This is a genomic window from Massilia eurypsychrophila (assembly GCF_002760655.1).
GTDB lineage: Bacteria > Pseudomonadota > Gammaproteobacteria > Burkholderiales > Burkholderiaceae_D > JAFCUW01.
In genome coordinates, this window is the sequence record NZ_PDOC01000008.1 from 26,532 (window position 1) to 40,596 (window position 14,065).

The following is a 14,065-nucleotide window of genomic DNA, read 5'->3' on the forward strand; positions in this document are numbered from 1 at the left end:
CACGGTCACGCGCGGGGTCAGTGCCGGCAATCGAACACGAACTCATCGCACCCGCCCCGCGCACGGATGGGTCCGTGTACGTTTGCCGGCACTGACCCCGGTTGGGCACTTACCCCGGTGGGGACCCCGGTTGGAGGTGGGCACAGGTGACAGACACAACTGTTACAGGCAGAGGTTCGGCAGCGCACATACGTTTCTTGATGAACAATCTATAACTGTGTCACACCAATCCAAAAGGAGATTTCATCATGATGAAAAAACTGCTAATCGCAACACTGGTTGCCGGCTCGATGGGCACCATCACCCTGCCTGCTGCCGCCGAAGTGATCGTTGTACGCCAGGGCCCACCGGCGCTGCGCGCCGAACGCGTGCCAGAAGCCCGCCGTGGCCACACCTGGGTCCCGGGTCACTGGGAATGGAAACGCAACAAGCACACATGGGTGCGCGGCACCTGGGTGCGAGATCGCCGCGGCTACGTCTATCACCAGCCGACCTGGGCCGAGCGCGATGGCCGCTGGGTAATGACTCGCGGGAACTGGGCGCGCGGCGACCGTGACCGCGATGGCGTGCCTAACCGCATGGACCGCGATAAAGATGGCGACGGCGTGCGCAACAGCCAGGACAGCCGTCCTAACAACCCGAACCGCAACTAACCATCGGTTGGCAGCGCCGGCTGACAGACAGCCGGACCAAACGGCCCGTTCCGCGGCGCGAAAGCGCTGGCTGAACGGGCCGTTTTCACGTCTGCACCGGTTTCGAGTCTGCCGAGCAATGGCTGCAAGACCAGTCCTACAACAATACAATCCTGTCCACGTTCGGTAGCGAACAGATAACGTCTTGCGCTGCCGGCACAATGGGTTCATCTTATTCAGGAGCAGCACCATGAACCGCAAGACCTTCCGCAGCAGCCTTCTTCTCACCGCCCTGTTCGCCGCCTCGGCCGCGTTTGCCAATAGCGCCGACATCGTCAAATGCGTCGACCAGGATGGCCGAGTAACGCTGACGGACAATCAGTGCAGCGCGGGTGTGCAAACGGTGGTGGTGGCGGCGGTGGCCGAAACGCCGGCCGAGCCTGCAGCCGATGTGCCGGCGATCGAGCCGGTCACGGCTGTGCCGACACCGGCACGGCGGGTTACCCGTATGGCGTTCACGCCAACGCCGATCGAGCATGACAGCTGGAGCGCACCGCGCGCGAAAAGCCGCATGCTGGCGCGCGACGTCGAAACACTGAAGGCGGCGCGGCTGAGCATGCAAGTGCTCGACCAAGCCTCCGCCAGCATCAGGCAGCAGCGCGTGGCGCTGAACTAATCGAACCAGAACGCTAGTGCAGGTCGTGCACGCGCGACGGGATCGCCTCATGCACTTCGGCCACATCGGCCGGGGCGCCTAGCGTGCGCACCAGCATCGCCAACTCCTCGTTCTGAATGAAGCTGGCCGACGAGGCCGCCGTCAGCATGCGATCCGGCGACTGCGAGCGCGCTACCACGAAACCCTGCACGTAATCGACGCCGATCTCGGCCAGCGTGCGCACCGTCGCCGTATCTTCCGCCCACTCGGCAATGGTCTTCATTCCCAGATTCACCGCCAAGTTGACGATCGCCTCGACGATCGCCACGTTGGCCGGATGGTCATTGATATTGACGATGAAATTGCCGTCGATCTTCAGCACGTCGGCCGGCAATTCCTTCAGGTACGAGAACGACGTGTAGCCGGCGCCGAAATCGTCGAGCGCGATCTTGACGCCGAAGTTGCGCACCTGGTCGATGAAGCGGCGCGTGTTGTCGAGATCGTGCAGCGCCACGCTTTCGGTGATCTCCATGCACAGCCGGCTGGCCACCTGCACGTGGCGGCCGAGAATGTCGATGGTGTCCTGCACGAAACGCTCGTCATTGAGCGAGGCGCCCGACAGGTTCATGCAGACGAACTGGGTATTGCCCAGGCTCGTCAGATTGTTCTGGATCCAGCTCAGCGTGCTCGCCAGTACCCAGCGGTCGATGACGCCGGCGTGCCCGCTCTTTTCGGCCGCCGCGATGATCGGGCCGGCCGAGGTGACGCTGCCGTCGCGCTCGCGCATACGCAGCAGCACTTCGAAATTGAGCGAATCGTGCGGCGCCTTCAGCGACATGATCGGCTGCATCTCGAGGAACATGCCTTCGGTCGCATTGGTCGACGACAATTGCTCGACCAGCGTCAGTTCCGCCTCGCGCTCGAGGAAGGCCGAGGCGTCGCGTTCGTACACCACCAGCCCTTCCTTGCGCCCGGTCTTCGCTTCGCGGCAGGCGCGGTCGGCGGTCGACACGGCGTCTTTGATCTGCATGCCGGCGCCGACTTCGATCAGGCCGATCGAGCAGCGCACGTGGAAGGCCTTGTCGCCAACCCGGTACGGCGTGTTGCCGATGCGGTCGACGATGCCGCCGCAAATCAGCGACGCCAGCGGCAGCGCCGTGTTCGGCATGACGATGACGAATTCGTCGCCGCCGACGCGGCCGATCTGGTGGCCGCCGGCCAGCATCGTGCCCATCCGCTCGCACACCTGCTTGAGCACTTCGTCGCCGGCGGTGTGGCCGAACAGGTCGTTGATCAGCTTGAAGCGGTCGAGGTCGACGTAGGCCAGCGCCAGCGCCTTGCCGTCGGCCACCGGGCCGATCGCGCCCTCGAACATTTTCTCGATGCCGCGGCGGTTAAATACCTTGGTCAGCGGATCGTTGTTGGCCATGAAGCGCAGCTGCTCGGTGGCCTTGGTCTGCTCGGTAATATCTTGCAGCACGCCTTCGATGCGGCCGCGCGCAAGAATGGCGCGCACCAGGAAATGGCGCGAATTGTCGCGGTTCTGGATTTCCAGTTCGGCCTCGGCCTGGCTTTGCACCATGTCGTGCAGCTGGCTCCACACCGTCTGAGAGAAATATTGCGTCCACTTGCTGCGCGCCATCACCAGCGCCGATCCGCCCAGCATTTTCTGCAAGGCCGGGTTGGCGCTGAGGAAGTGGCCGTAGACGTCGAGGGTGAATACGCCGACCGGCATGACCTCGTACGTGTGCTCCAGTTCCTGCTGGACGGCGACGCGCCTGACCGTCTCCATCCGCATCTGCTCGGCCACCGCCAGCGCTGCCAGCAGGCTCGACGCCAGCGCCGCGGTGACGCTGTTGATCACCAGCAGTTCGCGCATGCCGAGCGCGGCCGACACCATCTCGGCCAGCGAGGCGACGAAGGTGACGGCGAACGATGCCGCGATCCAGTAGGCGACCCTGGTGCGCGAGCGGATCATCACGCTGATCAGGCCGATCGTCGTGATCGACAGGCCGATGACCATGATGACCCACATGACCGGCAAGAACAGGCGGTACGGCAGCAGCACGGCGGCCAGCAGCAGCGGCACGCACGACCAGTGGATCAGGCGCAGGCCGCCCAGGTGGCGCGAGTTCTTCAGCTCATCGGCCAGCAAGGTCTGGTACAAGGTGAGCGTGCACATCGCGTACAGCACGAAGGTCATCGGACGGCTGATCGCCAGGAACTCTGCTGGCACGATCTGCCCGAGCCACTGGCTGTCCCAGCCGGCCGACAGCGCGCCGACGCGCAGGTTCAGGATCAGCCATGCGGAAAACAGCACGTACAGCGAGCGCCGGTTGATCAGCGCGGTGATGAGGACGAACACCGCCAGCACGATCATGCCGCCGTCGAGCAAACCGGACTTGCGATGATATTGCTCGGCCGCCAGCTCGAATTGCTCGGCCGGCCACTGCAGCACGGTCAGGCGCGCCGGGCCGATGAAGGCGGCGCGGCACAGGACGTTGGCCGGCAGCGCAGGCAGCTTCAGCGCGAAGCCGCCACGGGCAGAGCTCAGTTGCGGATGGGCGTGCTGGCGCGAGGCGGCGCCGAGCGACTGCAGCGAACCCTGGTCCCAGCAGGCGATTTCGCTGGCATGGCGCGACGGAAAATCGATCACCGCCGGCTTGCCGTTCTGTTTAAGCGTTGCAAAGCTGAACCAGACGGGCGCCTCCGACAGCTTGGTGTCGAACTGGCTGACCTGCTCTTTTTGTTCCAGTCTGGCCAGCGCGTCGGCCGGCGCCAGCGCGGCGCGCTCGTCGACGACGGTGCGCAGCACCAGCGGCACGTCGCCATTGGCGGCATATTGCGGCGTCCAGAACACCAGCGCGATCAACGAGAAGATGGCGATGCCGAGGGGGATGAGGTAATACGAGAAGGCGTGCAGGATCGACTGGGACGTTCGACTCGCCAGCATCGGCAGGATGTCGCGTAAATTGCTGGAAGGCTTCTGCATGGCGATCGGGACGTGTATCTGCACATAACACGGGCCGGTCCCATGAATTGTGTCTGGTCGCAAGGATACAGGCAGGAAGTGATGATTTGCAATAGTTTCCGCACTGCACACGCGCCATGGGCGGCGCGGGCGCAATTTATCCTGCGAAGCTACCCATCGAAAAGGCTATGTCACCGTTAAGTGGGGGGGTTGGCCGCTCGCTACGATGGCGCCGCGCCGCCCCCCCAACTTAACGGTGACATAGCCTGGATGGAGGTGCGGGCGGCGTCAGGCCAGCGCGAAACTGAACGGATTGCCGCGCGGCTGGTCCGGCATGCGCGGCGCGGCCGGCACGCGAACCGGACGCGGCATGGTCTTCTTGGAGATATCGATGTCCGGATGACGTGTGTGGCGGAAAAACCCCAGCAGTGGGTGGTTGGCCGCTTCCCAACGCTCCTGCCCGGTCGCGATGTCGAACGACATGATGCGGTGCGGGATGTTGCCGACGTGCTGCAGCGGAATTGTCTTCTTCTCCTCAAAGACATCGACGCACAGCAATTGCTCGTATGAACGGTCGACCGGGGTGCGCCCGGTCAGCACCAGGTAATCGATGCGGTTATTCTCGCAATACTCAAAGCACGCCTTAAACAGTGCTATCTTGACCAGACGCCCGATCCGTCCGCCGTCGACGCCCAGGCGGCTCAGTTCGGCCAGGCGGCGGCCCTGCAGCCAGTCCGGCAAGGTGACCGATTCTTCCACGCTCAGCTGGCGGCCCAGGTTGGTCTGCACGCGCATGCTGCCCAGCGGCGAGCCGTCCAGCTTCGACTCGGCCAGCAACACCACGCAGTCGTTTTCGTAGTCGGACAGTTCCGGCTCGCGCAGCGATTTGGCAAATTCAGGCACGTGGCGCGAATAGGCGGCGTGGCGGATTTGCACGGCCTTGCGCATGTCCTCGTCGCTCTGCACGCGCTTGATGGTAAACGGCAGGCGCTCGACCGGCTTGGCTTGCTCGCGCACGAAAGAAGACGTCATTACATCGACCACGAGGGGTTGGGAAGACACAACTGCTTGGCACTGGTCCATGACGAAACTCCTTGAGATTTAACATTGCGTTTGTTAATTATCAAGCTTCCGCCAATTATCAAAGTAACGATTAGGCATCCTTTTCACCCTTACTTTGATGGACTTATTGCCAATTGACGTTTTGATTCGTTTCTTATCAGAAATTAATCAAACGGTAGCATAGACGCGCCGGCGCCAGTTCCGGGTTTGAAGGCCGCGGTTTTTTTGAAGCGCACGGCGTCTGCCAGGAAGAGACCCTAGGCGGTCACGCGGCGTGCGGCGCCGCCGGTCCGTATGCGCCAGCATCGGTGAATACGGCGCCTCACCCCCCCAGTACGAAGCGCGCGTCCATGCTTCATTGACGCCACGCCGTATCCAGATGTCGCGTCATGGATTGCGCACGCTGCCGGTCACCACCAGCGCCCAGTCGCGTGGCAAACGGCTTCGCCCGCATACTTCAATTGATCGCCATCGACCCTGGCCTTGTTGTAAGCGCCGCGGTAACGGATGCGCAGTCCAGTGGCGTCAGGCAGGAACAACTCTTTCCATCGGTAGCCGCCCCGTGACGTTTCCTGTCTGCATGCAAGCCATGCCTTGAGCGCGGCGACCCCGCTTCGTCGGGATTGTGTCGCCCATGTTGCCGTCTTCGTGGGTCACGCGGGCATAGTAGAAATGCTCGCCTGGCGCCGGCGTGGCTCAGCGGGGCTCGTCCGGGATCAGCATCAGCAGGTCGGTCACGCCGATATCGATACCTTCTTGCGACAACAAGTTACTGACCTGCCCGCGGTGATGGGTCTGGTGGTTAAAGAAATGCATCAGGACGCTGAAGAAGTTCTTGCTGGCCGCGCCGCGCGAATTGACATAGTCCAGCGTGTGGTCCAGGTCGGCGTCGGTGATGCCGGCGGCCCATTGCAAAATCAGTTCGTCGAGCCAGCGCCGGTGCTCCCACAGCGCGTCGATATTGTCGAAACGCAGCTCGGCCAGGAAGGCGGGACTGGCCAAGGCGACGATCGCGTCGAGCTGCCGGTAGCCGGCCGGATGCGCGGCAAAACGCTTGAGCCAGATGGTGTCGCCATTGACCAGGTGGTTCAGGGTGCCGAGGATAGAGCCGAAAAACGCCTTGCGGTCGGCCGCAAGCGCCTGTGCCGGCAAGGTCCGCGCAGCCTGGTACAGGTTGCGGTTCATCGCCGCGTTGTAGTTTGCCATCAAGAGGATGTGGCTGGTTCGCATCGCAAGGCCTTTGGCTGAAAACGCCGATGTTACCAGAATCGCAATACTAGTGTTTGCCCCCGCCCCGCTCGATACCGGCGCGCCGGCAGACGCCCTCGCTGTCGCAGGCGCGCGGCTCGAGCGCGTCGGCCAGCAGTTTTTCGAAATCGGTCTGGCGCTCGTTGCCAACCCGCACCTCCCGGTTGATCGGGACGCACAGCGTGTCCTGCCACGCCGCCGCGTAGCCGCGCGGAATCGGTAACGCTCCCTTCTGGCGCGCTGCGGCCTTCTGGCACTGCGCCAGCGTCTTGAATTCGCCCGACACGGTCGAGCCGGCCAGATTGACGGCCAGGCCCATCTGCAGGTAGATCAGCGAGATCATCGTAAACATCGGCCTTCTCCGGTCATGGCACAGTGTCTGATTGCGCCCGCACGCGCCGGTTCCCGCCGTTTCGCGGCCGTACCGGCTGCGTCAACGTGGGCGCCGCGCCTCAAGTGTCGAGGATGCCGTCGCCCAGCCGGCGCGCCAGAAAATCGACCAGCGCCGCCACCCTCGGCGCCAGCGCGCCCTGCTTGTAAAACACCGCCCACACCGGCAGCGACCACGGCAAGGTCAGCGGCGCCAGCACCGGCACCAGGGTGCCGGCGGCGCGGTCGGCGCGCGTCAGGAAGTCCGACAGGCAGACAATGCCGGCGCCGGCCAGCGCAAGCTGGTGCAAGGTCTCGCCGCTCGACGCCAGCAGCGCTGGCGTCACCGCCATGCCTTCTTCGCCGTCCACCAACAGCGGCCAGATGTTAAGCGACGCCGGCGCGGAAAACCCCAGCAGCCGGTGCGCCGACAGTTGCGCCGCATCGACCGGCTCGCCATGCTTGCGCAGGTAGGCCGGCGACGCCAGCAGGCGCAGGCGGCTCGCGCCCAGCCGGCGCGCGTTCAGCGTCGAATCGGCCAGGTGGCCGATGCGGACCGCGACGTCGGCGCGTTCCTCGATCAGGTCGATGATGGTCTCGCCGCTGGTGAGCTCCAGTTTTACCAGCGGGTAGGCGTCGAGAAAATCGGCCACCAGCGGCGCGACCAGGTGGCCCAGCGCCGGCGTCGCCGCATTCAGCCGCACCACGCCGGACGGCTGCGAACGGCGCGCCACCACCTGCGCCTCGGTCTCTTCGAGCTCGGCGAGCACCTTGCGCGCGCGCTCCAGCAGCCAGGCGCCCTCCTCGGTCAGGTCGAGCCGGCGCGTGGTGCGGACCATCAATGTCATGCCCAGCTGCGCCTCCAGGCGCGACATGGTGCGGCTGACACCGGACGGCGTCTGCCCCAGCCGCGCCGCGGCGGCCGAAAACGATCCGGTATCCACGACTGCGGCGAATGCAATCAACGCGTCGACATCGATCATTCGTGACTCCCAGTCAAAAGTGTATTGTACGGCAGGGCATTTTTCTTTGCGCGGCGAGCGCGCAGACTGCATCGCTCGATCAAACATCCAAGGAAGCACATGCCTCTCGCACTCTGGGCGCTGACCCTCGCCGCATTCGCCATCGGCACCACCGAATTCGTCATCGTCGGGCTGATTCCGACCATCGCCGCCAGCCTTGGCGTGTCGGTGCCGTCGGCCGGCCTGCTGGTCAGCCTGTACGCGCTCGGCGTGGCGATCGGCGCGCCGGTGCTGACCGCCCTCACCGGCCGCATCCCGCGCAAGCAGCTGCTGGTCGGCCTGATGGTGCTGTTCACCATCGGTAACCTGCTGGCCTGGATGGCGCCGGGCTACGGCACGCTGATGGGCGCGCGCGTCCTCACCGGCCTCGCGCACGGCGTGTTTTTCTCGATCGGCTCGACCATCGCCACCGGCCTGGTGGCCAAAGACAAGGCGGCCAGCGCGATCGCGCTGATGTTCTCCGGCCTGACGGTGGCACTGGTGACGGGCGTGCCGCTGGGGACCTTCATCGGCCAGAGCTTCGGCTGGCAGGCGACGTTCCTGGCGGTGTCGCTGCTCGGCGTGGTCGCCATCGTCGGCTGCGCCGTGCTGGTGCCGGCGAATATCGCCGGCAGCAAGCCGTCGTCGCTGCTGACGCAATTGGCAGTGCTGCGCAAACCGCGCCTGCTGCTGGTGTACGCGATGACCGCCCTCGGTTACGGCGGCACCTTCATCGCGTTCACTTACCTGGCGCCGATCCTGCAGCAGGTGTCCGGCTTTGCCGCCTCCACCGTCAGCCTGGTGATGCTGGTGTATGGCGTCTCTGTCGCCGCAGGCAATATCTGGGGCGGCAAACTGGCCGACCGCAAGGGACCGGTGCGCGCGCTGCAGATCGTCTTCGCGCTGCTGGCCGTCGTGTTGCTGGTGCTGACGTTCACCGCCGCCAGCAAGGTGCTGGTGCTGATCACCGTGCTGGCGTGGGGCGCGGTCGCCTTCGGCAACGTGCCGGGGCTGCAGGTGTACGTGGTGCAGCGCGCCGAACGCGACGCGCCGCAGGCAGTGGACGTGGCGTCCGGCCTGAACATCGCCGCCTTCAATGTCGGCATCGCGCTCGGCGCCTGGGGCGGCGGCTTGATCGTCGCCCACCTTGGCCTGATGGCGACGCCGTGGATCGGTGCGCTGGTGGTGCTCGGCGCGCTGGCCCTGACTACGCTGGCCGGCTGGCTCGATCGCCGCGACGGCATCGCCAGCGGCGCGCGCGCCGACCTGCCGCTGGCGGCGTAATAATCTACTTATCCAGTTCGGGATAGTTGCGGAAGATGCCATCCTGGTCGAACGGTATGCGCCGCTTCGACGCCAGGTAGGCGGCGACGTTCGGCCGCGCCGCCACCTGCTCGTGCAGCGCCACCAGGCGCGGATAGCCGGCCTCGACGCGCGCCATCGACAGCGGAAAGGCGTAGCGCAGACCGGCGATGACCTGGAACATCGACAGGTCGGCATAGCTGACGCGAGCGCCGGTGAAGTAGCCGCCGCGCCCGGCCTTTGCCAGCACGCCTTCGAAGTAGTCGAAAAACTTCGGCACCCGCGCGGCCAGGAAATCGGCGCTGCGGCGCCGCGCTTCCTTCTTCTGGTCCTCATAATACAGCGCGCTGGCAATCGGATGGTGCGTGTCGTGCGCTTCGGCCACCAGGTCGGCGATGGTCAGCTGCAGCTGGTTGATCCACAATCGCCCCGCCTGCGCGCGCGGCGCCAGGCCGTGGCGCGCGCCGAGAAACAGCAGAATGTTGGCGGTCTGGCCGATGGTCTGCTCGCCGGCCACCAGGAACGGCGGCGCGAACGACGGCTCGCTCGCTTCCTCCTGCATCTTCATCATTGCGCGGGTACCGTTCTTCTGTCGCGCGACGTCGACGTATTCCGCCTGCGCTTCCTCCAGCGCCAGCCGCACGAATTCTCCGCGCCCCTGGATCGTGGGCCAGTAGTAAAGCTGGTAGACCATGCCGACTCCTCGTTTGTATGAATGGATCGGCCGATTATCAGGCTTTCGCCGGCCCGGCGGCGCGCCGCGGATTTTTTTCGGCGCCGGCGCCTTCCATGCTAGTCTCGCGCTACCGCCGCCAGAGCGGGCAGAAGACCACACCACAGGAGAGCAAACATGATCAAGAAAATCGCATTGGGCGTCCTCGCCATCATCGTCCTGATCCTCGGCTTGGCGGCCATGCAGCCGGACAGCTTCGAGGTCAGGCGCAGCATCGCCGTCAAGGCGCCGCCCGAAAAAATTGCGCCGCTGCTGACCGACTTTCGTCAGTGGGCCAGCTGGTCGCCGTGGGAAAAGCTCGACCCGAACATGAAGCGCACCTTTACCGGCGCGCCAAGCGGCAAGGGCGCCGTCTACGAATGGGAAGGCAACAGCGACGTCGGCAAGGGGCGCATGGAAATCATCGACGCCAGCACGCCGGCCAAGACGGTCGTCAAGCTCGCATTTCTCGAGCCGGTCGAGTCGCACAGCACCACCGAGTTTACGCTCACGCCGCAAGGCGACACCACCACCGTGACGTGGAACATGCACGGCCCGATGCCGTTCCTGTCCAAGCTGATGACCGTTTTCATGAACATGGACGACATGATCGGCAAGGATTTCGACAAGGGTCTGGCGCAGCTGAAAACGGCTGCCGAAAAGTAAGCTCAGCCTTCCTTGAGCTACATCACCGCCCGTTGCAAACAGGTAAACGATGATGCTGGTTGAATGGCGCACGGCGGCAACGCCGGCGCCGCCACTGCCATCCTTCCTGCGGAACGTCGATGATCCTGGCTCACCTGACAAAGCACTGGCTTGCGCGCCGCGAGCAATACAGTTTCGCCTCATGGATGCTGTGCCTGGCGCGCTCGCTGCGCGTGCTGGCGTTCTACCCGCAGCACCGGCGCCTGTGCCGGCTCGACCTGGTTCGCAACTACGTCGCCGCGCCGCCCAACGACGACCTGTTCCACCACCTCAGCCACCGGGACTACCTGATCAAGAACCTCGGCACCCGCGCGCGCATCGCCTGCGCGCTGCACCACTACGCGTTCGAGGACGCGACCTTCAATACGTCCTACAAGTATGCGGTGTACCGCGCCGGCGGCCTGACCTTGTGGCAGCGCAGCGCCGGCGGCAGCGACTTCGTCATCAAGCTGGCGATGGCTTCGCGCATGAACGCCGAGGGCGACCTGACAATCGCGTTCGAGGCCGACGGCAAATGCCTGCACCGCCTGAGCTTTAGCTGGATCGCCGGCAGCATGGCCGGCGTCGACAGCGCGATGGTGCCGTTCGTCGCACGCAACCAGGGCCGCTGGGCCGATTCCGACGCCGCATTCGCCGCGTTCGAAGCGGCTTTCCCCAACAATTCGCCGAGCTTTTTCTGCTTCGCCGCGATGCAGGGCGTGGCGCAGGCGGTCGGCGCCACGCAGCTGGTGGCGATCAAGGGCAGCTGCCATCCAGCCTTCGACGCGCAGGACGTCAAGCACTTCGCCAACGCCTACGACGGCTTCTGGAAGATACTCGGCGGCGTCGAGCTGCCCGGTCCAGGCTACCTGGTGGCGCTGCCGTTCTACGTCAAGCCGCTGGCCGACATGCCGCGCAAGCACCGCAAGCGTGCCGCTATCCGGCGCGAGAACTGGGCCGAGATCGGTGCCTCCACGCGCCTCACGCTCGAGCGCAAATTCAAGCGCGCGCCAACGCCGTCGACGCACCGCGCGCCGCTGCCCGAAACCGAACCGCTGTAGGTCCCTGCCGCCGCGGCTCGCCCCGCGGCGCGCCCGTTCGTGATAAAATTGCCATTCGCTAGGGGTCCTGGAACGCAAGTTTCGGGTGAGAGATACCCTTCGTACCTGATCTGGATAATGCCAGCGAAGGAAAGCGCAAAGTACCTCCCTCCTTTGTTCACTCCTCCCGTTTGGCTCCGGTTTTTATTTTTCGCGCTCGGCTTTGCCGGCGCACTACCACGAGCAGACAATGTCACAACCACACCTGAAGTATTCCGTTCTTGCCCTCGCCGTGATGCAGGCGGTCGCTGGCAGCGCATCGGCACAAACTACCGTCCAGCCGATGCAGGAAGTCGTCATCAGCGGCAGCAAACCTGTCGCCGCCGCACGCGCCGCAATCGGCGGCTTTGCCGATGCACCGCTGCTGGAAACGCCGGCCACGATCAGCGTCATCGGCCGCGAGCAGATGCAGGACCTGGGCATCCACAACAGTACCGAGGCGATGAAGCTTGACGCCAGCGTCGGCGATTCGTACAACGCGGTCGGCTACGCCGAGCAGTTCTCGATCCGCGGCTTCACGCTCGACAATGCATCGAGCTACCGCAAGGACGGCATCGCCATCCCGGGCGATACCCAGATCCCGCTGGAAAACAAGGAGCGCATCGAAGTGCTCAAGGGCCTGGCCGGCCTGCAGGCCGGCGTCGCCGCGCCTGGCGGCATCATCAACTACGTCACCAAGCGCCCGACCACGACCGACCTGCGCTCGGTCACGCTGGCGGCGCGCGAGCGCGGCACCGTGTACGGCTCGGTCGACCTGGGCGGACGCTTCGCCGACCAGCGTTTCGGCTACCGCATCAACGCCGCCGCCGAAAGCCTGCGCTCGTACATCAAGAACGCCGACGGCGAACGCAAGTTCGTCTCCGCCGCCTTCGACTGGCAGATTTCGCCGGACGCGCTGCTGCAGTTCGATGTCGACTACCAGCACAAGTCGCAGATGACGGCGCCGGGCTACCAGCTGATCCGCAACACCACGCTGCCGACCGGTGTGTCGGCGTCGATGCTGCTCAACGACCAGCCGTGGGCCAAGCCGGTCGACACGCGTAGCAGCAACGCCAGCCTGCGCTTCGAATACCGCATCAACGACGCCTGGAACGCAACCGTCAGCATGAACAAGCACTGGTTCAAGCGCGACGACTACACCGCCTTCCCTTACGGCTGCAGCAACGAGGGCGACGGCTTCTATCCTGGCTACTGCTCGAATGGCGACTACGACGTCTACGACTACCAGAGCGTGGGCGAATCGAAGTCGCCGTTCGGCGCGCAGGCGCTGGTGCAGGGAAAATTCGCCACCGGCGCGGTGCGCCACCAGCTCACCGCCGGGATGTCGCTGTTCACCCGCAGCGACAAATGGGGCGACTACGTCTATGACTACGCCGGCAGCAGCAACATCTACCAGAACGTGGCGGTGCCGCCGGCGCCGGGCAATCCGTCGACCGGCCCGGTATTCGAGCGGCGCCGCGAGAACGAACGGGCGCTGTTCGTCCAGGATATCGCCGCATTGACGCCACAGCTCAAGCTGCACGCCGGGCTGCGCTACGTGCAGGTCAAGCGCGACGAGTACATCCCGGACAAGGGTGAGTACGCGCACCGCGACGACAACTTCGTACTGCCGAACCTGGCGCTGGTGTACAGCCCGACCCAGGACTGGAACCTGTACGCGGCGATGACGCATGGCCTCGAGCACGGCGGCATCGCGCCGATGCAGACGACGTTCGAAAACACCGCGCTGGCGCCGAGCCGCTCGAAGCAGTTCGAAGTCGGCGTCAAGGGCGCGCTGAACAACAGTGTCACGCTATCGGCGGCGCTGTTCCAGGTTCGCAAGGGCCTCGAATACACCGATGCGTCGAACACCTTTGTGCGCAGCGGCGAGCAGACCCACCGCGGGTTCGAGGTGTCGGCGCAAGGCAAGGCCGCCGGCACGGTGCAGTACGGCCTGTCGCTGCTGGCGCTGCGCACCGAGCAGGATGGCACCGGCCGCGCCGACATCGACGGCAAGCGCGTCACCAACGTCCCTAGCTTCAAGTCGAGCGCGTGGTTGGAGTACAGCGTGGCGCAGGTGGCCGGCCTGAAGGTCAACGCGGCCTGGCAGTACGCCGGGCGCAAGGCGTTCGATGTCGAAAACAGCGTCTCGGTGCCGGGCTACCACGTCGTCGACTTCGGCGCCGCCTACAGCACCCGCGTGGCCGGCGTGCCGACCACCCTGCGCGCCGGCGTGAACAATGTGTTCGACAAGTTCTACTGGCGCGATGTCACGCCGGCGCTGGGCGGCTACCTGCTGCCGGGCGCGCCGCGCACGGTGCGCGTGTCGGCGCAGTTTGATTTCTAGGGT

General features: G+C 64.9%; 12 protein-coding genes and 1 riboswitch. Of the genes, 6 read left to right on the forward strand and 6 right to left on the reverse strand.

What is annotated here, in order from left to right; all coding sequences use genetic code 11:
- Positions 1-251: 251 nt before the first annotated feature.
- Complete coding sequence (locus tag CR105_RS14245) at positions 252-653, forward strand: YXWGXW repeat-containing protein (RefSeq protein WP_099789458.1); 402 nt, start codon at positions 252-254, stop codon at positions 651-653.
- Between the two features lie 229 nt (positions 654-882).
- Positions 883-1,308, forward strand: coding sequence for a DUF4124 domain-containing protein (locus tag CR105_RS14250; protein ID WP_099789129.1), 426 nt, complete (start codon positions 883-885; stop codon positions 1,306-1,308).
- A 13-nt stretch (positions 1,309-1,321) separates the two neighbouring features.
- Here CR105_RS14250 and CR105_RS14255 read toward each other — a convergent pair whose 3' ends face one another.
- From CR105_RS14255 to CR105_RS14275, 5 genes are all read right to left on the reverse strand, one after another.
- Entirely contained in the window at positions 1,322-4,279 is a 2,958-nt protein-coding gene (locus CR105_RS14255; RefSeq protein ID WP_229413944.1) for a putative bifunctional diguanylate cyclase/phosphodiesterase, read from the reverse strand.
- Positions 4,280-4,546: 267 nt separating this feature from the next.
- Positions 4,547-5,290 carry an N-acyl amino acid synthase FeeM domain-containing protein gene (locus CR105_RS14260; protein ID WP_099789131.1) on the reverse strand — a complete coding sequence of 248 codons (744 nt, stop codon included), beginning with the start codon at positions 5,288-5,290 and terminating at the stop codon, positions 4,547-4,549.
- Between the two features lie 726 nt (positions 5,291-6,016).
- Entirely contained in the window at positions 6,017-6,550 is a 534-nt protein-coding gene (locus tag CR105_RS14265) for a DinB family protein (protein ID WP_229413945.1), read from the reverse strand.
- Positions 6,551-6,596: 46 nt separating this feature from the next.
- Entirely contained in the window at positions 6,597-6,920 is a 324-nt protein-coding gene (locus CR105_RS14270; RefSeq protein WP_099789135.1) for a hypothetical protein, read from the reverse strand.
- Positions 6,921-7,020: 100 nt separating this feature from the next.
- Positions 7,021-7,920 carry a LysR family transcriptional regulator gene (locus CR105_RS14275; protein ID WP_099789137.1) on the reverse strand — a complete coding sequence of 300 codons (900 nt, stop codon included), beginning with the start codon at positions 7,918-7,920 and terminating at the stop codon, positions 7,021-7,023.
- Between the two features lie 99 nt (positions 7,921-8,019).
- Between CR105_RS14275 and CR105_RS14280 the strand changes: the two genes are divergently transcribed.
- Entirely contained in the window at positions 8,020-9,222 is a 1,203-nt protein-coding gene (locus CR105_RS14280; protein ID WP_099789139.1) for an MFS transporter, read from the forward strand.
- A 4-nt stretch (positions 9,223-9,226) separates the two neighbouring features.
- On the opposite strand, the gene CR105_RS14285 is transcribed toward CR105_RS14280, so the two are convergent.
- Complete coding sequence (locus CR105_RS14285) at positions 9,227-9,934, reverse strand: glutathione S-transferase (protein WP_099789141.1); 708 nt, start codon at positions 9,932-9,934, stop codon at positions 9,227-9,229.
- A gap of 156 nt (positions 9,935-10,090) precedes the next feature.
- Here CR105_RS14285 and CR105_RS14290 point away from each other — a divergent pair, with 156 nt between their 5' ends.
- The 3 genes from CR105_RS14290 to CR105_RS14300 all read left to right on the forward strand — a co-directional run bounded on the left by CR105_RS14290 (position 10,091) and on the right by CR105_RS14300 (position 14,062).
- Positions 10,091-10,618, forward strand: coding sequence for an SRPBCC family protein (locus tag CR105_RS14290; protein ID WP_099789143.1), 528 nt, complete (start codon positions 10,091-10,093; stop codon positions 10,616-10,618).
- A gap of 119 nt (positions 10,619-10,737) precedes the next feature.
- A complete protein-coding gene (locus CR105_RS14295; RefSeq protein WP_099789145.1) occupies positions 10,738-11,697 on the forward strand; it encodes a DUF535 family protein in 960 nt (319 codons plus the stop codon).
- A 50-nt stretch (positions 11,698-11,747) separates the two neighbouring features.
- Positions 11,748-11,846, forward strand: a riboswitch (TPP riboswitch).
- Positions 11,847-11,926: 80 nt separating this feature from the next.
- Positions 11,927-14,062, forward strand: a complete 2,136-nt coding sequence (locus tag CR105_RS14300) for a TonB-dependent siderophore receptor (protein ID WP_099789147.1) — start codon at positions 11,927-11,929, stop codon at positions 14,060-14,062.
- Positions 14,063-14,065: the final 3 nt, after the last annotated feature.